This is a genomic window from Halomonas alkalisoli, from assembly GCF_021412585.1.
GTDB classification, from domain to species: domain Bacteria; phylum Pseudomonadota; class Gammaproteobacteria; order Pseudomonadales; family Halomonadaceae; genus Halomonas; species Halomonas alkalisoli.
Genome location: NZ_JAKCMI010000012.1, coordinates 255171 through 276838 on the forward strand (window position 1 = coordinate 255171; position 21668 = coordinate 276838).

Genomic DNA, 21668 nt, shown 5'->3' on the forward strand with positions numbered 1-21668 from the left:
GGCCTGCCCCCGGCGCCTGCGTCTCCGGCTTCGCGCTCGAGTTAAAAGTCCTTGCAGATCCGCAGGGCGTCGTAGATGGCCGCATGGGTATTACGCGGCGCCGTGCAGTCGCCCAGGCGGAACAGCAGGAAGCCGTCCCCCGCCTCGCTCAGGCAGGGCTGGGGCTGGATGGCGTAGAGCGCCTCCAGGTCCACCTGGCCCTTGTTGCGGGACTGGTCCTTGAGGGCGTAGTACAGCGCCTCGTCGGGACGCACGCCGTTCTCCACCACCACCTGGTCGACCACCCGCTCCTCCAGCGCCCCGGTGTACTCGTTCTCGAGTACCGCCACCAGGCCGTCGCCCTCACGGTAGACCTTGTGCAGCATCAGGTCGGAGGTCATGATCACCTCCTTCTCGTATAGGCTGCGGTAGTAGGTCGGGAAGGTGGTGCCGCCCACCGCCGCGCCCGGCTTGATATCGTCGGTGACGATCTCCACCTTGGCGCCCTTGTCGGCAAGAAAATCCGCCACCGAAACGCCCGAGAACTCACAGATCGCGTCATACACCAGCACGTTCTTGCCCGGGGCCACCTTGCCCGAAAGGATGTCCCAGCTACTCACCACCAGGCTCTCCTCGGGATTTTCCGCGTAGCCCCACTCGGGATACTGATCCATGAACGGTTGACCGCCGGTGGCCAGCACCACGATATCCGGGCGCAGATCCTGGATCGTGGCCTCATCGGCACGGGTGCCCAGGCGCAGGTCGACCTTGAGCCGCGCGAGCTCCAGCTGGTACCAGCGGGTAATGCCGGCAATCTGATCGCGCTGCGGGGCCTGGGCGGCGATGGTGATCTGCCCGCCCAAGGCCTCGGCGGCCTCGAACAGGGTGACGTCGTGGCCGCGCTCGGCCGCCACCTTGGCCGCCTCCATGCCGCCGGGGCCGCCGCCCACCACCACCACGCGGCGCTTGGGGCCTTCGCTCTTCTCGATGATATGGGGCAGGCCCATATACTCCCGGGACGTCGCGGCGTTCTGGATGCACAGCACGTCCAGGCCCTGGTACTGGCGGTCGATGCAGTAGTTGGCGCCCACGCACTGCTTGATCTGGTCGATCTGGCCCATCTTGATCTTGGCGATCAGGTGCGGATCGGCGATATGCGCCCGGGTCATGCCCACCAGGTCCACATAGCCGCCCTCGAGGATGCGCTGTGCCTGGTTGGGGTCCTTGATGTTCTGGGCGTGAATCACCGGCACGCTGACCACTTCCTTGATGCCCGCCGCCAGGTGCAGGAAGGGCTCAGGCGGGTAGGACATGTTGGGAATGACGTTGGCCAGGGTGTTGTGGGTGTCGCAGCCGGAGCCGATCACGCCGAAGAAGTCCACCATGCCGGTAGCATCGTAGTAGGCGGCGATCTGCTTCATGTCCTCGTGGGAGAGGCCGTCCGGGTGGAACTCGTCACCGCAGATGCGCATGCCCACCACGAAGTCGTCGCCCACCTCGGCGCGCACCGCCTTGAGCACTTCCATGCCGAAGCGCATGCGGTTCTCGAAGCTGCCGCCCCACTGGTCCTCGCGCTTGTTGACCCGCGGGCTCCAGAACTGGTCGATCAGGTGCTGGTGCACGGCAGAGAGCTCGACGCCGTCGAGGCCCCCTTCCTTGGCCCGGCGCGCGGCCTGGGCGAAATCACCGATGATTCGCCGGATCTCCTCCTCCTCGATGGTCTTGCAGGTGGAGCGGTGCACCGGCTCGCGGATACCGGAGGGCGACACCAGGGTCGACCAGTCGTAGCCGTCCCAGCGCGAGCGACGACCCATGTGGGTGATCTGGATCATGATCTTGCCGCCATGCTTGTGCACGGCGTCCGCCAGATTCTGGAAGTGAGGAATGATCCGGTCGGTGGAGAGATTCACCGAGCTCCACCAGCCCTGGGGGCTATCGATGGAGACCACCGAGGAGCCGCCACAGATGGCGAGACCGCAGCCCCCCTTGGCTTTCTCCTCGTAGTACTTGACGTAGCGGTCGGTGGTCATGCCGCCGTCGGTGGCGTGCACCTCAGCATGAGCGGTACTGACCACCCGGTTACGGATGGTGAGCTTGCCGATCTGAATCGGCTCGAAGAGTGCCTCGAATGCCATGGATATCTCTCCTCGTCCCCGGGATTAGTGGGAGGCGCCGGTCAGCGGCTTGGTCTCGAAATAGCCCACGTCGCAGCCTTCCTCGGCGGCGCTCTGGGTCTGCTCGGCGACGGTGCGCAGGCTGTTGCCGCGTGCCGCCAGGATCTGGTCCATGGCGCCAGCGAACCAGCCCGTGAACATGTACTCCACCTTGCGGCCCACCTTGCCCAGCTGGTAGACGAAGGCGCTGTGCTCCAGGCGCACCCGGCAGGTTCCCGCCTCGAGGTCGATCGCCTCGGTGATGAACTTGCCCCAGCCGCGCTGGGAAAGCCGCGTCATATAGTGCTCGAACACCGCTTCGCCCTCGAGGCCATGGCATTCGGCCTCCTTCTCGCACCAGTGCCAGGCGCTCTTGTAGCCGGCGTGGTAGAGGATCTCGGCGTACTTCTCGGCGCCCAGGGCCTCTTCGACGGCGACATGGTTGTTGATGAAGAAGTGGCGCGGCACATAAAGCATGGGCAGGGCATCGCTGGTCCAGACGCCGGTCTCGCTATCCACTTCGATGGGCAGTTCGGGGGCCATCTTGGTCACGGTCATATTCCTTGAAACTTGATGATTGTTATGGCGTTGCGGGCAAGATCATCGCATGAGCGGCGGCGCTCGGAGCTGGTCCGGCGACAGCCCTGCGAGGAGGCGCTGTGAATACATCCCTGTACGCTACCGATTCCTTCCCTGGAATCGGACCTCCTCTTCGGCCTGTCCCCGGCGCTCCTCGCTACAGGGCTATCTCAGCCGCCCCAGACATCCTTCAGCACACGCACCCAGTTTTCGCCCATGATCTTGCGCGTCTGCGACTCGCTGAAACCGCGGCGCAGCAGCGCTTCGGTGAGGTTGGGGAATTCACCGATGGTCCGAATGCCTTCGGGGTTGACGATCTTGCCGAAGCGGGTCAGGCGACGGGCATAGCCCTTGTCGTGGGTCAGCCACTCGAAGAAGTCCTGGCCGTGGCCCTGGGTGAAGTCGGTGCCAATGCCGATGGCATCCTCGCCGACGATGTTCATGACGTACTCGATGGCCTCGACATAGTCGTCGACGGTGGCGTCGACGCCGGCGCGCAGGAAGGGGGTGAACATGGTCACTCCAACGAAGCCGCCATGATCGGCAATGAAGCGCAGCTCCTCGTCGGACTTATTGCGGGGGTGTTCCTTGAGGCCCGAGGGCAGGCAGTGGGAGTAGCAGACCGGCTTCTGCGACTCGAGGATCACCTCCTCGGAGGTCTTCGAGCCAACGTGGGAGAGGTCGCACATGATGCCGACCCGATTCATCTCGGCGACGATCTCGCGCCCAAAGCCCGAGAGCCCACCGTCGCGCTCGTAGCAGCCGGTGCCCACCAGGTTCTGGGTGTTGTAGCACATCTGCACGATACCCACGCCGAGCTGCTTGAAGATCTCGACGTAGCCGATCTGATCCTCGAAGGCGTGGGCGTTCTGGAAACCGTAGATGATGCCGGTCTTGCCCTCCTCCTTCGCCCGGGTGATGTCGGCGGTGGTGCGCACCGGGTGCACCAGGTCGCTGCAATCGGCCATCAGCTGGTTGGACTTGACGATGTTGTCGACGGTGGCCTGGAAGCCCTCCCACACCGAGACGGTACAGTTGGCCGCCGTCAGGCCACCGCGGCGCATGTCCTCGAACAGCTCACGGTTCCATTTGGCGATGATGAGACCATCGATGACGATGGCGTCCTGGTGCAGCTCGTGGGGGGTCATGGCCGAATCTCCGTGTTGTCGTTGCCTGCCGGCAGCATAGCGCCGGCAAGCTCTCTACACGGAGGCTGGAAGCGACGGGGAGAATTCCAATTGCGTCACGCCTGTCGTAAAGGCGACATCTCCCCTGCTATTTATTGACCAACACACTGGCATAGGTGGGCTCCCCACGGGCCTGGTCAAGGGCTAACAGGGCGCTGGAAACCGGCTCACCGGGAACCGCCTCGAAGGCGGCATCGCTGAAGAGCGTGCCAACCTGCTTCTCCTCGATACGCACCATCGGCTGGAGGTTGCCGATGCGTTCATCCCTGGGGGGGAAACCGAAGAACTCGCGGTAGCACTTCGAAAAGTGCGGGGTAGAGACGAAGCCACAGGCCGAAGCCACCTCGATGATCGACATCGACGTCTGCTTGAGCAACTGTCGCGCACGAGTCAGACGTAGCTTGAGGTAATAGCGGGAGGGAGAGCAGTAGAGGTTCTTCTGGAACAGCCGCTCGAGCTGGCGCCGGGAGATACCGACATAGGAAGCCAGTTCGTTGAGGCCGATGGGCTCTTCCAGGTTGGCCTCCATCAGTGCCACGATCTCGAGCAGCTTGGGCTGCGTGGTGCCCAGCACATGTCGCAGGGGAATGCGCTGCTGGTCCTGCTCGTTGCGCACGCGCTCGCAGATGAACATCTCGGAAATGCCGGCAGACAGTTCGCGGCCATGATCCTTGGCGATCAGGTTGAGCATCATGTCCAGCGGTGCGGTGCCGCCGGAAGAGGTGGCCCGGTCACGGTCGATACAGAACAGGCGAGTGGTCAGCTCGACCCGGGGAAAGGCCTCACGCATCGCCGCCATGCATTCCCAGTGGGTACTGACGTCGTAGCCATCGAGCAGGCCGGCCTTGGCCAATGCCCAGCTTCCGGTACAGATCGCTCCCAGCCGACGGGAGAGTCGGGCCTGGCCCTGCAGCCAGGTCACATGCTCGCGCTGCACGCTACGATGTGGACCGACGCCGCCACATACCACCACCATATCCAGCCCCAGCGGGGTACGCAGGGAGGCGTCAGGCGTCACCTTGAGCCCATCGCTGGCGCTGACGGGCTCGCCATCGGCAGTCAACGTGTACCAGCGATAGAGTTCATGACCGGCCAGCTGGTTGGCCATGCGCAAAGGCTCGATGGCCGACGCCAGCGAGATCAGGGTGAAATTGTCCAGCAGCAGAAACCCGATCGTCTGGGTCTTGATCCCGTCGCCCTTGTTCTGCGGGCTCCTGAATCCGTCAGGGTTCTTGCGTGATGTGTTCGTCATGGTCTCTCTCCCGAGCGGATCAGGTGTGACAGGCTCCAACCACACCGATGTCCGTTTCTTCTTCGTAGTGCTTGTCCGATCTTCGATAGTGCTTGCCCGATCACGACATCCTGTCGCATATCGACATGCTTGCTCCACTTTATCCGATCCATAGCCGCATCGCTTATCGTATTTTTCTCTATCGACGCAACGTCTTCATTGAGTGACGCAATCGAGGCAATCCACGCCCGCTCGGCCCATGCCAGCACCTCGGGTTATGATGGATGCAACGTCCTGCAACGGAGCTCTCATGCCCTCCGCACCGCCCCTGCCGCTTTCAACGCCGAGCCGCAACCTGATCCGCCTGACCATCGTTCGTGGCATCACCTGGACCGGCTTCCTGGCCGCGGTGATCATCGGCGTGGAGCTGCTTCACTTCGAGCTGCAGGTGGTCGCGGTCATCGGGGTGATCGTCGCCATGGGGATGATCAACCTCTTCACCTGGTGGCGACTCGGCCGTCAATGGGCCGTCAGCCATACCGAGTACGTGCTCCATCTGCTGGCCGATGTACTGGGCCTGACCCTGCTGTTCTACCTCACCGGCGGCTCCACCAATCCCTTCATCAACTACTACCTGATACCGGTGACCATCGCCGCGGCCACCCTACCCTGGCGCTATGCCTGGATCATCGCCTCGTCGGCCATGGCCTCCTACACGATGTTGATGTTCGATTACCACCCCGTGCCACAGCTGACCCATCATTACGATGACGGAGCCATCGACCTCCACGTGCTGGGCATGTGGCTGAATTTTGCCCTCTCGGCAGGCCTCGTCACCTTCTTCATCTACAAGATGGCCCACGCCTTGCGCAGCCGAGAACAGGCGCTATCGCGGACGCGGGAGGCGGCCCTGCGCAACGAGCAGGTCGTGGCGGTGGCCACCCAGGCCGCGGGAACCGCTCACGAGCTGGGAACACCCCTGTCGACCATGGCGGTGCTATTGAGCGAGATGCGCGAGGATGCCCGGGGCAACAGCGCGCTGGAAAAGGATGTCGAGCTGCTGCGTCAACAGGTGGACGTCTGCAAGGCACGGCTGCGCCACCTGGTACAGAGTGCGGACCGAGGCCGCATGGCAAAGCCCGAGGTGCGCGATGCACGGGAGTGGCTGGCAAGCGTGGTACAGCGCTGGCTGGTATTGCGCCCCGACGTCAGTCATCGCCTGGATATCGGCAGCCAGCGTGGTACGCCCTGGCTCAAGGTGGATGCCACCCTCGACCAGGCCATCACCAACCTGCTCAACAATGCAGCGGATGCCAATCCGGACGACATCAGCATCCGGCTCGACTGGACCGCTGAAGAAGTGGTGATCGATATCCGCGACCATGGTCCCGGCGTCGCCCTGGAGATCGCCGACCAGCTCGGCGAGACCTTCGTGTCGACCAAGAGCAAGGGCCTGGGCATCGGGCTCTTTCTCACCCATGCCACCATCAACCGCTTCGGCGGTGGCGTTAGCCTGTATAATCACCCCGACGGGGGCACGCTGACCGAAGTGACCCTGCCGCCCGGTGAGTCCTGAGCCGGGTGGCGTCCCTTTCGAATGACGCGACGAGGTTGCCATGCAAGACGCCGACACACGCCTGCTGATCATCGACGACGACGAAATGTTCTGTCATGTTCTGTCGCGTGCCATGACCCGCCGCGGGTTCGAGGTCAACGTGGCGCACGATGCCGACCAGGCCATGAGCCTGGCCCGGCGACATCGCCCCCAGTTCGCCACCCTCGACCTCAAGCTGGAACACAGCTCCGGCCTGAAACTGCTCCCGGAGTTGCTCGAGGTCGTACCCGCGTGTCGTGTCGTGGTGCTGACCGGCTACTCCAGCATCGCCACCGCGGTCGAGGCGATCAAGCTCGGCGCCGTCAATTACCTCTGCAAGCCGGCCGATGCCGAAGAGATCCTCATTGCGCTGGGCCGCGAGCAGGGCGACCCGGACGCCGAAGTGGCCGACAACCCGCCGTCGATCAACCGCATCGCCTGGGAACATATCCAGAAAGTGCTGCAGGAGAATGACGGCAATATCTCCGCCACCGCCCGCGCCCTGGGCATGCATCGCCGCACCTTGCAGCGCAAGCTGCAGAAACGGCCGGTGCGGCGGTAGCAAGGAATTAATGCCTTGATCCGCGGTTTTTGCCGGGAATAGTCCTGCGAGGACGCGCTGTAAATCCCTCCCTGGACGCTACCGGCGCCATCCATGGCGCCGGACATCCTCTACGGACTACCCCCGGCAACCGCTAGCCCGCGAGGCGAATACATAGCGTGAAAAGGTCTGAGCCTCATCTACTGAGCGGTCCAGCCCAGGTCGATATTCCAGCTCGATCCCGTCACGGCGCCCGCCGCATCCGACGCCAGGTAGGCGACGAGACCGGAGACCTCCGAGGGATCGATCAGCCGCTTCACGGCGGCATTCTTGAGCATGATCTGCTCGATCACCGCCTGCTCCTCCATGCCGTGCAGCTTCGCCTGGTCGGCGATCTGATTCTCCACCAGGGGCGTCCTGACGTAGGCGGGGCAGATGGCATTGGCCGTGATGCCCTGGGAGCCTCCCTCCAGCGCCGCGGTCTTGGTCAGGCCGATCATGCCGTGCTTGGCGCTGATGTAGGCCGCCTTGCCCGGCGAAGCCACCTGGGCATGCACCGACGCGATATTGATGATGCGCCCCCAGCCGTTCTGGCGCATCGACGGCCAGACGGCCTGGGTCAGCAGAAACGGTGCTGTCAGCATCAGGTCGATGATCTGCCGCCACTTGGCTTCCGGAAAATCCTCAATGGGCGAGACATGCTGTATACCCGCGTTATTGACCAGGATGTCCACACGACCGAAGCGCTTGATCGCCTCGGCCACGGCCGCCTTGCAAGCCTCACCATCGGCGAGGTCGGCCTTGAAGAAGGCGGCGCCCGCGGCATCGGCCTTCTCCTTTGCCTGCTCATTGAAGTCAACGGCCAGCACCTGATAACCCAGCTCGCGAAACTGGTGCACCACGGCCTCTCCGATACCACTGGCAGTGCCTGTCACCAGAGCGACTCGTGGGTTGGGGGTCGTTGCGTTGGTCATGAACGAATCCTCATGGACGGCGATGAAATCGCAAAGGGTGACAAGTAGCGGTTACGACGCTCCAGCATAGGCCTCCTCCCTTACTGAAACCAGCCTCCTCCCTTACCGAAATCAGCCCCACTAGTTGCCTGCGGGAGCCATTACCTTGTTCATCATCTGCTGGGCCAGGCGACTCGCCTCCTGCAGGGAGTCGAGGTCCGAGAGGTCATCCATCAGCTCGCAGCGCCACAGCCAGAGCGAATCCACGAGCAGCTCTGCGACGAAAGGATAGCGCCCCGATGGCAGGATAAAATGACGGTGGATTCCCGGCTCGGGCGGCGGCGCACTTTTCTCGGCTGGTACCAGCACCAGCGAAAGCGATACCGGCGTGACCAAGGCGCCGACCAGGTAGGCCACGTCCTCGTGATCCGCTTCGCCCTTCGGCAGCGCCTGAAAGCACAACGCATCCACGCTCAACCGCGGATTGTAATGGGGTGATGCCTTCAGGCTTCGACCCTGCTGCTGCTGCCAGGCTGCAGCCAGGTCGCGGAGACGCTCGTACTGCTCGGGGGTCAGGGCCTGCATTGGCACTCCTTCTCGGCTAGTTGATCGGGCCGTTCGGCTCGGCAGGGAACCGCAACGACTGCTATTCTGGCAGTTCCATCTGCGACGAGGAATGCCCATGCTTCCCCAGGACCGCCTCGAGCTGGCCGTGTCGATCGCAACCCAGGCCGGTGAGCACATCATCGCGGCTCGCCAGGGCCAGGCATTCAACCAGCGCTACAAGAAGGGACAGGAGCTGGTCACGAATGTAGACCTTGAGGTCGACACACTGATCAGCGAGCGGCTGGAGGCCGCATTGCCGGGCGAGTCACGGCTCAGCGAAGAGCTGGCGCCGGATCACACGGAAATGGCCACGGCAGAAGCCCTTTGGGTCGTGGACCCCATCGACGGAACGGTGAATTTCGCCCATGGTCTTCATCATGTCGGCGTCTCCATCGCCTGGGTCAGCGAGGGCAGGACCCGGCTCGGCGTGGTCCACGCCCCCTTCCTGGGAGAAACCTACACCGCCCTGTATGGCCAGGGCGCCTGGTGCAACGGCAAGCCTATCCATGCCAGTCGTCGCTCCAACCTGGAGCATTGCCTGGTCGGCACCGGCTTCCCCTACCGGCGCGATAGTCGCCCTCCCCTGATGCGCCGCCTGATGGCAATACTTCAGCACTGCCAGGACGTGCGCCGCAACGGCTCGGCGGCACTGGACCTCTGCGACGTCGCCTGCGGCCGGCTTGACGCCTACTACGAAAGCGTCTCGCCCTGGGACTTCGCCGCCGGTCTGCTGATCGCCCGCGAGGCCGGCGCCCGGGGTGGTCATCTCTACCCTTGCCCGGAGGGTATCCCCGAGGACCTCTACGGCGAAAACCTGCTGGTCAGCGCACCGGAGATCCACGCGGAACTCGCCGACCTGCTTCGCGCCGCCGACGAAAATGAATCGATGTTCTACTGAGCTGACCGGCTCCCGGCAATGCCACTTGCCAGGGCCTATGGGTTGCAACTGCATGCAGATCGATAGTCAGCGATAGCCAAGGGCAATGCCTTGGCTAGCGGGTCGCTATTGGCGCCCAAAGTGGTCATCGGTCACAATAGCGCCAACATTATTCAGGAGTACTCCTATGTTCGTCGTGATTTTCGGCCGTCCCGGCTGCCCCTTCTGCGTTCGTGCCCAGGCGCTTGCCGAGCGGCTGGAAGCGTCCGGTGCCATCGAGGGCCACCGCTACGTCGATATCCTGGTAGAAGGCATCAGCAAGGCCGACATGGAAAAGACCATCGGCAAGCCGGTCACGACCGTGCCGCAGATATTCGTCGACCAGTCACACGTGGGTGGCTTCACGGAATTCGACCAGTACGTGCGTGATCACGACCTGCTGTCCCGGGTAACCGCCGACTGATCGCCAGCCCTGGGGGAGCGCCCTGCCGTCCTCCCCCACCATTCCCGCCAGCGTCCTTCTCCCGTTGAAAGCCAATTGCCGCCAGCACCTATACTGACGCCAGGCGTCCTGGTCACAGGCGCATCAGGAGACAAGGAACGGCAACGATGCAGCGGGAAGAGTTCTTGCAACAGCTGTGGCTCGACTACATTCATCAGCACACGGAAGTGGGCGCCCTGCGCCTGTGGCCGGTCGACACCCCGGCCGAATACCTGGCGCTACTGACGCTGAATGAGTCGCCCTTCGCGGCAGCGGATCTCTTGCCCACGCTTGGGCATCTCGGCTTTCGTCCCAGCCAGCGCTATGCCATGGCCGACCGCGGCCTGCTCGTGACTCTGCTGGCCCCGCCCGATGATGGCCCCTGGCTGATACTGGCCGAGCTGCAGATGGGCACCCTCTCGCGGGAGCCCAGGGCCCGTCTCGCCGAACTCGTCGCCAACACGCATCCGCAGGATGCCCGCGGACAGAACCTGTTGACTCGAGGTCGTCCCTGGGCGATGCCCGACTGGGCGAGCTATCGGATGCTCTGTGAAGCCCATCCACTGGCCGGCTGGCTGTCGGCCATGGGGCCGGGCATGCACCATGCCGGCTTCGACTGCGAACGCATCGGACGTGGCATCGATAGGCTCGACGAGGCCCTGGAGCAGACCGGTCTCAAGGGTAGCGAGGATCGCCAATATGGGCTCTTTCCGATCTCACCCCTGCTGGAGTACCGCTTCTATCCCACCTGCTCGCGTCGTATCGCCTTTGCCGATGGCGATGAACACCGCATCCCCCAGGGCGGCCTGGCCCTGCTGCAGAAGCGCCTGACCAGCGATCATGAACGTGCCGTGGAGCTGCTACTGCCGCACCATACTCGCTGCGAGATCACCTGACGCCTGAGCTTATCCACAGAAACTGTGGATAACACTGTGAAAGGCCGCGGTGTAACTCCACAACGGCTGGAAATCAGAGGGCTTCAACGCGGTGGTCATTAATTCATCAGGTCGTTGCAACGCTGCCCGATGAGCAGCCCATGACAAAGAAGCCCGGACCTGCAGGTCCGGGCTTCGGTGGGGTATCGGCTAACGAGGGTCAGGCGTCAAACGTCATCTCGGGCACGTGCTCGGGCACCACCAGCTTGCCCGCTGTCTTTTCCACGATCTCCTCCACGCTGACGCCCGGCGCCCGCTCCTTGAGGATGAAGGCCCCATTCTCGATCTCCATATAGGCAAGGTCGGTCAGCACCCGATTGATGCAGCCCGCCCCGGTCAAGGGCAGGGTGCACTTCTCGAGCAGTTTCGATTCACCGTGCTTGGACGCATGGGTCATGGTGCAGATGATGTTATCGGCACCGGCGACCAGGTCCATGGCGCCGCCCATGCCCTTGATCAGCTTGCCGGGAACCATCCAGGAGGCGATATTGCCCTCCTGATCCACCTCGAATGCACCGAGAACGGTCAGGTCCACGTGGCCGCCGCGGATCATCGCAAAGGACTCCGCGGAGGAGAAGATCGCCGCCCCCGGGCGCGCCGTCACGGTCTGCTTGCCGGCATTGATCATGTCCGGGTCGACCTCTTCCTCTGTGGGAAAACGCCCCATTCCCAGCAGTCCATTCTCGGACTGCAGCATGACATCGATACCATCGGGGATGTAATTGGCAACCAGCGTGGGGATGCCGATGCCCAAATTGACGTAAAAGCCATCCTGGAGTTCGCGTGCCACGCGCTGTGCCATCTGTTCGCGAGTCAGTGCCATCTTCTTGCCTCTTGTCGTTGTGAGCCACGCCGGCCTGGCCGGAAGGCTCGAATCGAATCCATGGAAAGTCGCGGTTCAGTCGCGAACGGTGCGCTTCTCGATGCGCTTCTCGAAAGAGCCCTGGATGATCCGGTCGACATAGATCCCGGGCGTATGGATCTGACTGGGCTCCAGCTCACCCGGCTCGACGATCTCCTCCACTTCGACCACGGTGATCTTGCCAGCGGTGGCGGCCATGGGATTGAAGTTCTGCGCCGTGTGGCGATAGACCACATTGCCGTAGCGGTCGGCCTTCCACCCCTTGACGATGGCAAAATCGCCCGTGATGCCCTCCTCGAGGATATAGTGGCGTCCGTTGAACTCGCGAACCTCCTTGCCTTCGCCGATCGGCGTGCCGTAGCCGGTCGCGGTATAGAAGGCCGGAATTCCCGCGCCCCCGGCCCGCATGCGCTCGGCCAGGGTGCCCTGGGGCGTCAGCACGACCTCGATCTCGTCGTTGAGCATCTGCTGCTCGAACAGGGCGTTCTCGCCAACGTAGGAGGCATAGATCTTGCTGATCTGACGGTCTTCCAGCAGCAGGCCGAGGCCGAATCCATCGACGCCGCAATTGTTCGAGACCACGGTCAGGTCCTTGACGCCCCGACGCTTGATCTCGGCAATCAGGTTTTCCGGGATCCCGCACAGGCCGAAACCGCCGGCGATCACGGTCATACCGCTTTCGATGCCTTGCATTGCCTCTTCGTAGGAATATACGCGCTTGTCGAATCCGGCCATCGCGAAGCCTCGTCTTGTTGTGAGATGAAAGATGACAGTACCTGATCAGTGTTGACCCGACGAATATATTTGTTAAGTTTGTTTTTTTTATCAATTAATCGGAATAATAAATAAATCACTCATGGCCATGACCATCAAGCAGCTCCGCGCCTTCCAGGCCGTCGCCCAGACCCTGAGTTTCACCCAGGCCTGTGAGCGACTCCACCTCTCCCAGCCGGCTCTAAGCCTCGCCATCAAGGGGCTGGAGGAGACCCTAGGCGGCGCCCTGCTGATCCGCAGCACCCGTAGCGTTCGATTGACGCCGGAAGGAGAGACACTGCTGCCCATGGCCAAGCGGCTGCTTGCCGACTGGGACAATGCCGAGGACCTGCTGCGCCAGCGTTTCACGCTGCAGCTGGGCCGCGTAGCCCTTGCCGCCATGCCCTCGATCGCCTGCAATCGCCTGCCTCGTGCCCTGCGCGTCTTCCGCGAGCAGTTCCCGCGGGTCAACGTGACGGTACACGACGTGATCAACGAGCAGGTCATCGACATGGTTCGCCGACAACAGGTCGAACTTGGCATTGCCTTCGAACCCGAAACCAGCGAAGGGATCGATTTCTTGCCCCTCTTCGACGATACCTTCGTCGCCGTTGTGCCTCCAGACTCCCCGCTAGCCGATGCCGAGGCCATCGACTGGAACGTCCTGCTCGACCACGACTTCATCACCCTTCAGCGCCCCTCCATGGTACGCATCCTGATGGAGCAGGCCCTGGCACTGCGCGGTACCGAACTTCCCGTCGCCTTCGAAAGCCATCAGTTGGCAACCGTAGGTCGAATGGTTGCCAGCGGCCTGGGGGTCAGCGCCGTGCCGGCCCTCTGCCGGGAACAGATGCATGAGCTGGGTGCGCGCTGCGTGACCCTGCACGACCCTCAGATACGGCGCACGGTCGGCGTGGTCATTGGTGCCGGCCAGGAACTCTCTACCGCCGCTCGCGCCCTCTATGAGGTGCTTCGGACCACCCTTCAGCGAACCGACACGTAACAGCAGGTAGCGCTGGGCAGCCCATCCTTGATCCATTAGCATGAGCGGCTGTCATGAAACAGACGCAAGGAGTGAAGCATGTCGACCCTGAAGGGGATCGTCAGCGTGCTGCTGCTGATTCTCAGCACCCTGTTCTGGGGAGTTCCCCTCGTGCTGCTGACCGCCCTCAAGCTGATCACGCCCGGGCGCCGGCTACGTCGACTCATCCTGGGTGGGCTCAATGGCGTGGCACTCAACTGGATCGGTTTCAACCTGTGGTGGATGCGCCACTGGCTGAAGCCCCAGGTGAGCATGAGCCTACCGGAGGGGCTCACCCGCGACCAATGGTGGCTGGTACTGTCGAATCACCGCAGCTGGACCGACATCTTCATGCTGCTGATGGGGCTCCATCGGCGTATTCCCATGCCCCGCTTCTTCCTCAAGCAGCAGCTGATCTGGGTGCCCATCGTGGGACTCGCCTGGTGGGCCCTGGAGTACCCGTTCATGCGCCGCTATACCAAGCAGCAGCTGGCGCGCAAACCCCAGCTCGCCCGCATCGACCGCGAGGCAACGGAGCGTATGTGCGAGCGCGCCCGCGAAATGCCGATCGCCATCTTCAACTTCGTTGAAGGCACGCGATTTACGCCGGCCAAGCGAGACCTGCAGAATAGCCCCTTTCGGCATCTGCTCAAACCCAAGGCCGGCGGCATTGCCCAGGTCCTCAACCTGCTCGGCGACCGACTCAGCGGCATTCTCGATTTCACCCTGCGCTACCAGAATCCCAATCCAACCTTCTGGGGATTCCTGTGCGGCCGTGAAGGGCCCATTTCGGTCGAGGCACGCCTTATCGACGTGCCCGCCTGGATGCAGGAAGGCAGCTATTACGACGACCCGCACTACAAGGAGCGCTTCCACTCATGGCTCAATGCCCTGTGGCAGGAAAAGGACGAGGCGCTAGACTCGCGCTGACGATGGCCATTCTGCTCCTGCTGGCCGGCTGTGCCAGCGGTGGCGGGAGCGGCAACGTACAGCGCAGCGGCGATCCCGGCATCGCCGGAAGCTGGATCACCGTGCAGCGTGGCGACACCCTGGGAAGCATCGCGGCCCGGGCGGACGTGCCATTGGCGCGGTTGCAGCGCTTCAATCCGGATGCCAACCCCAATCGGCTGGCGGTAGGTCAGCGCCTGCTGGTGCCGACTCAACAGGAGCGGGCCCCGTCCGGCGGCCCCTACCGCTACCAGGTGCGCCCCGGCGATACCTATTCCGGCATCGCCCGACGCTTCGCGACCACACCGGCTCGCATTCAATCGGCCAACCCGGGCATCGAACCCACGCGTCTGCGGGTAGGCCAGGTGATCCAGGTGCCCTTGCAGGGAGGGACTGCCCGTACAGCGCCTGCCAACGCGAGCGGCTCGCGAAGCAGCGCCGGTTCGAGCGGCAGCGGTAGCAGCAGCGCGCCACGCGCCACGCCGCCGGCGCCCGACACCAACACGCTGCCCGGCTCCGCGCGAAACTGGCCCTGGCCCCTCGACGACTACCGGATCGTGCGCGCCTTCGGCAGCGACAGTCGCGGCACGCTGCAGCCGATGCTGCTCGCCACCGGCCGTGGAGCCAACGCCAAGGCCGTCGCCGATGGCGATGTACGTTTCGCCGGCAGCATGCGCCAGTTGGGCCGGGTGGTCATCGTGCACCATGCCGACAACCTGCAGAGCGTCTACGCCCTGTGCGATACGATACTGGTCGACGATGGCGCCCGGGTCAGCCGTGGGACACCGCTGTGCGAGGTGGGTTACAGCAACACCACCGAGAGATTCGACCTGCTCTTCGACCTGCGCCTGGGTGGCAAACCGATCGATCCGCGGCGGGTGCTACGCTGAGGCCATGCAGACACCGAGCCCGCAGCCATGCGACACCCTGCTCCGCAGGCCCCTGTTGCAGCGTTTTCCCGCCCTGCTCGGGGAGCCGGCGGCGAGCGCCGCCCTGGCACGACTGGATCACGAACTGGCGTGGCAGCAGCCACGCCTGCGGCTCTACGGCCGCGAGCATCCGATACCCCGCCGGCAGGTGTGGATGGGGGATGACGAGACGCATTACCGTTACTCGGGGCACGTTTTCCATCCCGAGCCATGGCATCCCGATGTTGCCAGGATCCGAGATGCCGTCGTCGCGCGCCTGGCCACTGCCGGGGTAGCCGCCACCTTCAACAGCGTATTGCTCAACCGCTACGCCAATGGCGAGGAGCGCATGGGCTGGCACAGCGACGATGAACCCGAACTCGGCCCTGAGCCGCTGATAGCGGCCGTCAGCCTGGGAGCCGAGCGCCCGTTGCGCATGCGCTGGCGCCAGGGTTCAGGCGCGGCGTTCAACGTCTGGCTGCCCCATGACAGCCTCCTGCTGATGGGGCCCGGGGTACAGCAGCAGCTCCAGCATGCGCTGTTACCCCGCAAGATACCCGGGCTCAGGGTCAGCCTTACCTTTCGCCATGTTGCGGCTCGGGCGGCGAGCGTCGGTACAGCCCCCACAGGATAACCAGCAATAATGCGTAGACCATCCCGCCCATGGGGTAGGCGAGGAAGCTGTAGGTCAAGCCGAAGTCGATGAAGGCCACCGGCAGCAAGGTGCCGGCCACGGCCAGGGCACGCCTTTCCCCGGAGGCGCTACCGATACCCCTGGCGAAGAGCCACAGCGGCGTCATATACAACGCCAGGAGGGTCAGCAAGCCCGGCAATCCTCGCTTCACCCAGGCGTCGAGCACATCATTGTGCGCGTGCCAGAAGCGTCCGAGCGAGGGATCCTGTGCGCCTTCGGCGCCACGCTCACGCATGGCGGCACGGTATTCACGGGTCCCCCAGCCGACGATCGGCCGCTCGGCAATCAGTTGGCTGGCGCCCTTCCACATTTCGAGTCGTGCGCTGACCGAGGTCATCTCGTCGTCACCGGCGACGTACTGCTGCACACCGCTCACTGCGTTGTGCACGCGCTTTGCCACGCCGGTCTGGGGGATCATGTAGAGACTGCCCAGCAGTGCCAGCAGGCAGGCCCCCACCATCAGCCGCCAGCGTAGCGACAGGCGCTTGCCATGGCCGCGATAGAGCACCCAGATGGCCAGCGGCAAGCCGATCCAGCCGCCCCGCGAGCCGGACATTGCCGAGGCCATTAGCCCTGCCAGCCCTCCCAGGGCCATCAACAGGATCCATCGCCAGCGTTCGTTACGGGTCATTGCCCAACTGAGGCCGGCGAGACACAAGAGCCCGGTCATCAGCCCCAGGTTGCCGAACAGGATGGCATGCAGGGGATCCTGCCCATCGGCACGGGATGTGCCTTGGATAATGCGTTGCCAGAACGCCCAGGCCCCGGCGGAGATACTGCCCAGGGCAAGCCCGGTCCAGAACCAGACGGCGGAAGGCTTGAGCCTGACCATGGCGACCAGTGTCACCATGGCAAGCCAGATCGGCCAGGCATCGCGCACCCCCTTGAATCGCATGCCATGTGCCAATTCCACCACCACCCAGCACACGCCATAGAGCAGCAGCACCATCATCAGCACCTTGTCCTGGCGCTGGGGAAAGCCATCCAGCTGATCCTTGCCTGCGGCCAGGGCGGCCAGGATCAGCAGTAGCGGCACCGCTACCAGTAGAGGCCAGGGCAGGACAAGGTATGCAAAGGCCGAAAACAGCAATGCCATGGCCGCAAGGGGACCATGGCATTGGTCTCTTAGACGTCGCGATAGCATCAGGGGCATCGGTCGGTACTGTTCATTCTCGATCATATCGTCTGCTCATCCGCTGAATCCTTCGCCTGTCGAGGCAGCCGCCGCATACCGCCATGCTGGCCGGACACGAGGCTCCCCCGGGCCGTTCACTCCATCGTCACACGCCTGCCAGTGCCCCATGGGTTACCCGGGAAGCACTGACAGGCGACCTTCACGACAAGCGGTTCACCTCCCTGTCGACGCCCTACTCCACCGTGACGGACTTGGCCAGGTTACGTGGCTGGTCCACATCGGTATCGCGGGCGACTGCCACATAATAGGCCAGAAGTTGCAGCGGTACGGTATAGACGATCGGGGCCAGGTAATGACAGCACGCCGGGACGTTCACGACGGTCACGCCCTCCCCGGCCACCACGCCGCTCTCCGGGTCGGCAAACACCAGGAGCTCGCCGCCCCTGGCACGCACCTCCTGCAGGTTGGAGTTGAGCTTCTCCCGCACATCATCCATCGGCGCCAGCGCAACCACCGGCATGGTCTCGTCGATAAGCGCCAAGGGCCCATGCTTGAGCTCTCCTGCCGCATAGGCCTCAGCATGAATATAGGAGATTTCCTTGAGCTTGAGCGCGCCCTCCATCGCGATCGGCATCTGTGAGCCGCGACCGAGGAAAAGGGCGTGGCGGTGGCTGGCCAGGCCGTCGGCAATCCCCCTGATCTCCTCGTCGAGTGCCACGGCGTCGCCCAGCAGGGTCGGCAGATAGCGCAGCCGATGCACCAGCCTCGCGGTCAATTCGGGATCGCCTCCACGTACCTGGCGCAATGCCAGCGTCACCAGCATCAGCGCCGTGAGCTGCGTGGTAAAGGCCTTGGTCGAGGCCACGCCGATCTCAGGGCCGGCATGGGTCATCAGTGACAGGTCGGACTCGCGCACCAGCGAACTGCCCGGCACATTGCAGACTGCCAGGCTACCAATGTAGGCGTCGTCGCCCTGGCGGCGACGTGCATGACGCAGTGCCGCCAGGGTGTCGGCGGTTTCACCGGACTGCGACAGGGCCAGGAACAGCGTTCCCGGCGGGGCCACCACCTGGCGATAGCGATATTCGGAGGCGATTTCCACCTGGCAGGGCACGCCGGCGAGCTCCTCGATCCAGTAGCGCGCCACCAGGCCGGCATGATAGCTCGTGCCGCAGGCAACGATGTGCACCTGGCGCGTATCGGCGAGCAGTTCACGGGCCTGGGGACCGAGCGCCTCGATCAGTACCCGGTCGGCGCCCAGGCGCCCTTCCAGTGCATTGGCCACGGCCACCGGCTGCTCATGAATCTCCTTGAGCATGTAGTGGGCGAACTCCCCCTTGCCCACCGCCAGGTCGTCGTGTTCGAAGCGCATCACCTCGCGAACCACCTCCTGGCGTGTGCCGTCCGGCGCCAAGCCGTGCACGGTGCAGCCACCTTGGTTGACAACCACCAGGTCGCCGTCCTCGAGGTAGATGAAGCGGTCGGTGACCGACAGCAGCGCCAGCGGGTCGGAGCCGAGGTAGCAGCCATGGTCGCCGACACCGACCACCAGCGGACTGCCCTGCCGCGCCCCGATCACACGATCCGGCGCCTCGGCATCGATCACGCCCAGGGCATAGGCCCCCTCGAGGCGCGCGACTGCCCGCTCAACCGCCTGCAGCAGCGAATCGCTCCGCTGCAGCTCACGCTCCACAAGATGCGCCATCACCTCGGTGTCGGTTTCGGAGGTGAAGACGAAGCCATCGGCCATGAGTTCCGCCCTGAGCGCCAGGTGGTTCTCGATGATGCCGTTGTGAACCACGGCGACACGCCCCGACATATGGGGGTGAGCGTTGTCCTGGCTGGGCTTGCCATGGGTCGCCCAACGGGTGTGGGCAATGCCGGTCATCCCCGTCAGCGGGGCGGCAACCAGCGCCTGCTCCAGCGCCGCCACCTTGCCGACCTCACGGGCCCGGCCGAGCCGCCCGGGGGCTTGTACCAGCGCAACGCCGGCGGAGTCATAGCCTCGGTACTCGAGACGCTTGAGGCCTTCCATCAGGATGGGGAGCACGTTATCCGTGCCCACAGCAGCTACGATGCCACACATATTGATTTCTCCATTAATGGCGCCTCATGACGATGCCGGACCTCAATGCCAATGTCGGCAACGCCGTGGCGAAAGCTTGTCGTTGAGAGATGTCGTGGTTGCGATGTGTCATGGTTGCGATGTGACCTATCACTACTGGCGGGCCAGCTTCGGGCGCAGCGGGGTCACCGGCGAGGTCGATAGGCGCTCGCCGGGCGAACCGCGGCGCATCTCGCTCCATACCAGGTCGACGATCTCTCCCTGGGGACGGTAGGCGGTAGGCGCCTCGCCCAGGAGATCGCGAATCGCGCTGTGCTCGAAACCACGGCAGGCGTCGAACAATCGATCGAGATAGGCCTCCAGCCTTGCCCACTCCCAGTAGACCTCCCGTGCCGTCATGATCCTCGGGTGGGAGGTCGGCGAGACCTCATCGCCGATCAGCAGCTCCTCATAGAGCTTCTCGCCTGGACGCAGGCCGCTGTAGGCGATGGCGATATCGCCATCGGGGTGACGCTCATCACAGACCTTTAGCCCCGACAGGCGCACCATCTGTCGGGCCAGCTCGGCGATCTTCACCGGCTCCCCCATGTCGAGCACGAAGACATCGCCACCGCGGGCCATGGCACCGGCCTGAATCACCAGCTGTGCCGCCTCGGGAATGGTCATGAAATAGCGGGTTATCTCGGGGTGGGTAACGGTGATCGGCCCCCCGGCCTGGATCTGGGTCCGGAACAGCGGCACCACGGAACCGCTCGACCCCAGCACGTTACCGAAGCGCACCATACAGAACCGGGTGTCGGACTGGTGACTGGCCAATGCCTGGCACACCAGCTCTGCCAGTCGCTTGCTCGTGCCCATGACATTGGTGGGGCGCACCGCCTTGTCGGTAGAAATCAAGACGAAGGTGTCGACCTTGGCCGCGATGGCGGCCTGCGCCGTTGCCAGGGTACCGAAGACGTTGTTACGTATGCCCTCCACCACATTGTGCTCGACCATGGGCACATGCTTGTAGGCGGCGGCGTGATACAGCGTATTGACACCGAAGGTCCGCATCACTGTCGCCAGCCGCTGCCGGTGCTGCACCGAGCCCATCAGCGCCTTGATGCAGACATCGAGCCCTTCCGCCTCGGCAATGCGCTGCAGCTCCTGCTCGATGCTGTAGAGGCCGAACTCAGACAGTTCGAACAGCAGCAGCTGCTTCGGGCCATGGCGCAGGATCTGCCGGCACAGCTCCGAACCGATGGAACCGCCGGCGCCGGTGACCATGACCACCTTGCCGCGAATATTGGCGTCCATCAGCGTCGGATTCGCCGGCACCGGATCGCGACCCAGGAGGTCCTCCAGCGCCACATCGCGAACCTCGCTGATCCGGGCACGGCCAGTGACCATGTCGGCGACACCGGGTATGGTCTGCACCGGAAAACCCTGGGGCTCCAGCTCGGCGAGGATCTCACGACGGCGCCCACGGCCGGTGCTGGGCATGGCCAGCAGCACGCGTTCGGCACCATAGGTGTCGGCCAGGTAGCCGAGCTGACGAGGGGGATAGACCTTGAGCCCTTCGATATAGGTGTTCTGCAACGCCACAGCGTCATCGACGAAGGCGATCGGCAGATACTCCTGGCCGTGGCTCAGCGACACCGAGAGCTGGCGCCCTGCGGAACCGGCCCCGTAGATCACCACCCTTGGCTTGTGGCGGATCTGGCTGCGCAGATAGGCGGCGCGCAAGCCGAAGCGTATGCCGCCGATGGTGAGCAGCGCCAGCATGGCGTAGATGAACGGCACCGAACGGGGAATCCCCAGGGCGAACAGGTAACTGGCGAGCGGCAACGAAAGCGCCGATACCGTGACGCCAATGAAGACGGCACGAATCGCCTTCGGGCCCAGATAGCGAATCACCGCTCGGTAGAAGCCGAGACGAACATAGATCGCCAGGCTGAGCGGAATCATTATCAGCAGCGCGGCCCAGGTACGCGGTTCGCCCAGCGGCGCCCAATTCTCCAGGCGCAGCAGCATGGCAAGCAGAAAGCTCAAGGTAATCAACAAGCAGTCCACTACCAGCTGGATGATGCGCTTCTTCCGCCGCGGCAGGCGAAACAACGGTTGCAAAAGATCTCGCATGAGGGTCTCTCCATGACTGGCCCGGCCCAATGCCGTGCCGCTCCATGC

20 protein-coding genes are annotated in these 21668 nt (G+C 63.8%); 9 read left to right on the forward strand and 11 right to left on the reverse strand.

The window, feature by feature from the left end; translation table 11 throughout:
- Positions 1 to 41: 41 nt before the first annotated feature.
- From dgcA to gbdR, 4 genes are all read right to left on the reverse strand, one after another.
- Positions 42 to 2114 (reverse strand): dimethylglycine demethylation protein DgcA, encoded by a 2073-nt coding sequence (gene dgcA, locus LY622_RS03205; protein ID WP_234289562.1) that lies wholly within the window; start codon positions 2112 to 2114, stop codon positions 42 to 44.
- A gap of 24 nt (positions 2115 to 2138) precedes the next feature.
- Positions 2139 to 2684, reverse strand: a complete 546-nt coding sequence (locus LY622_RS03210) for a DUF5943 domain-containing protein (RefSeq protein WP_234289563.1) — start codon at positions 2682 to 2684, stop codon at positions 2139 to 2141.
- Between the two features lie 197 nt (positions 2685 to 2881).
- Positions 2882 to 3859: a dipeptidase gene (locus LY622_RS03215; protein WP_234289564.1), complete on the reverse strand. Its 978-nt coding sequence runs from the start codon at positions 3857 to 3859 to the stop codon at positions 2882 to 2884.
- Between the two features lie 127 nt (positions 3860 to 3986).
- Complete coding sequence (gene gbdR / locus LY622_RS03220; protein WP_234289565.1) at positions 3987 to 5150, reverse strand: choline metabolism transcriptional regulator GbdR; 1164 nt, start codon at positions 5148 to 5150, stop codon at positions 3987 to 3989.
- A 289-nt stretch (positions 5151 to 5439) separates the two neighbouring features.
- On the opposite strand from gbdR, the gene LY622_RS03225 reads away from it, so the two are divergent.
- Both LY622_RS03225 and LY622_RS03230 read left to right on the forward strand, forming a co-directional pair.
- A complete protein-coding gene (locus tag LY622_RS03225; RefSeq protein WP_234289566.1) occupies positions 5440 to 6705 on the forward strand; it encodes an ATP-binding protein in 1266 nt (421 codons plus the stop codon).
- A gap of 40 nt (positions 6706 to 6745) precedes the next feature.
- Positions 6746 to 7285, forward strand: coding sequence for a response regulator transcription factor (locus LY622_RS03230; protein WP_234279115.1), 540 nt, complete (start codon positions 6746 to 6748; stop codon positions 7283 to 7285).
- 179 nt (positions 7286 to 7464) lie between these two features.
- Here LY622_RS03230 and LY622_RS03235 read toward each other — a convergent pair whose 3' ends face one another.
- A complete protein-coding gene (locus LY622_RS03235; protein ID WP_234289567.1) occupies positions 7465 to 8238 on the reverse strand; it encodes a 3-hydroxybutyrate dehydrogenase in 774 nt (257 codons plus the stop codon).
- Between the two features lie 120 nt (positions 8239 to 8358).
- On the reverse strand, positions 8359 to 8802 hold the full coding sequence (gene hybE, locus LY622_RS03240) for a [NiFe]-hydrogenase assembly chaperone HybE (protein ID WP_234289568.1): 444 nt from the start codon (positions 8800 to 8802) through the stop codon (positions 8359 to 8361).
- 97 nt (positions 8803 to 8899) lie between these two features.
- Here hybE and LY622_RS03245 point away from each other — a divergent pair, with 97 nt between their 5' ends.
- The 3 genes from LY622_RS03245 (at position 8900) to LY622_RS03255 (ending at position 11077) form a co-directional block, all read left to right on the forward strand.
- Positions 8900 to 9721: an inositol monophosphatase family protein gene (locus LY622_RS03245; protein WP_234289569.1), complete on the forward strand. Its 822-nt coding sequence runs from the start codon at positions 8900 to 8902 to the stop codon at positions 9719 to 9721.
- A 166-nt stretch (positions 9722 to 9887) separates the two neighbouring features.
- A complete protein-coding gene (locus LY622_RS03250; protein WP_234289570.1) occupies positions 9888 to 10163 on the forward strand; it encodes a GrxA family glutaredoxin in 276 nt (91 codons plus the stop codon).
- A 146-nt stretch (positions 10164 to 10309) separates the two neighbouring features.
- The gene (locus LY622_RS03255) at positions 10310 to 11077 is read left to right on the forward strand and encodes a VOC family protein (protein WP_234289571.1); all 768 of its coding nucleotides are present in this window, start codon (positions 10310 to 10312) and stop codon (positions 11075 to 11077) included.
- 199 nt (positions 11078 to 11276) lie between these two features.
- Here the strand turns inward: LY622_RS03255 and LY622_RS03260 are convergent, their stop codons facing one another.
- On the reverse strand, positions 11277 to 11939 hold the full coding sequence (locus LY622_RS03260) for a CoA transferase subunit B (protein ID WP_234289572.1): 663 nt from the start codon (positions 11937 to 11939) through the stop codon (positions 11277 to 11279).
- Between the two features lie 75 nt (positions 11940 to 12014).
- Positions 12015 to 12713, reverse strand: a complete 699-nt coding sequence (locus LY622_RS03265; protein ID WP_234289573.1) for a CoA transferase subunit A — start codon at positions 12711 to 12713, stop codon at positions 12015 to 12017.
- A gap of 127 nt (positions 12714 to 12840) precedes the next feature.
- On the opposite strand from LY622_RS03265, the gene LY622_RS03270 reads away from it, so the two are divergent.
- The 4 genes from LY622_RS03270 to LY622_RS03285 all read left to right on the forward strand — a co-directional run bounded on the left by LY622_RS03270 (position 12841) and on the right by LY622_RS03285 (position 16242).
- The gene (locus tag LY622_RS03270; protein ID WP_234289672.1) at positions 12841 to 13734 is read left to right on the forward strand and encodes a LysR family transcriptional regulator; all 894 of its coding nucleotides are present in this window, start codon (positions 12841 to 12843) and stop codon (positions 13732 to 13734) included.
- A gap of 78 nt (positions 13735 to 13812) precedes the next feature.
- Positions 13813 to 14682, forward strand: coding sequence for a 1-acylglycerol-3-phosphate O-acyltransferase, YihG family (gene yihG, locus LY622_RS03275; protein ID WP_234289574.1), 870 nt, complete (start codon positions 13813 to 13815; stop codon positions 14680 to 14682).
- 2 nt (positions 14683 to 14684) lie between these two features.
- Complete coding sequence (locus LY622_RS03280; RefSeq protein ID WP_234289575.1) at positions 14685 to 15590, forward strand: LysM peptidoglycan-binding domain-containing protein; 906 nt, start codon at positions 14685 to 14687, stop codon at positions 15588 to 15590.
- A gap of 4 nt (positions 15591 to 15594) precedes the next feature.
- Complete coding sequence (locus tag LY622_RS03285; RefSeq protein ID WP_234289576.1) at positions 15595 to 16242, forward strand: alpha-ketoglutarate-dependent dioxygenase AlkB family protein; 648 nt, start codon at positions 15595 to 15597, stop codon at positions 16240 to 16242.
- Here the strand turns inward: LY622_RS03285 and LY622_RS03290 are convergent.
- The 3 genes from LY622_RS03290 to LY622_RS03300 form a co-directional block, all read right to left on the reverse strand.
- Positions 16184 to 17482 (reverse strand): O-antigen ligase family protein, encoded by a 1299-nt coding sequence (locus LY622_RS03290; RefSeq protein ID WP_234289577.1) that lies wholly within the window; start codon positions 17480 to 17482, stop codon positions 16184 to 16186. The two genes, LY622_RS03285 and LY622_RS03290, sit on opposite strands and share 59 nt — an antisense overlap.
- A gap of 187 nt (positions 17483 to 17669) precedes the next feature.
- Complete coding sequence (gene glmS / locus LY622_RS03295) at positions 17670 to 19523, reverse strand: glutamine--fructose-6-phosphate transaminase (isomerizing) (RefSeq protein WP_234289578.1); 1854 nt, start codon at positions 19521 to 19523, stop codon at positions 17670 to 17672.
- Between the two features lie 132 nt (positions 19524 to 19655).
- A complete protein-coding gene (locus LY622_RS03300; RefSeq protein WP_234289579.1) occupies positions 19656 to 21620 on the reverse strand; it encodes a polysaccharide biosynthesis protein in 1965 nt (654 codons plus the stop codon).
- Positions 21621 to 21668: the final 48 nt, after the last annotated feature.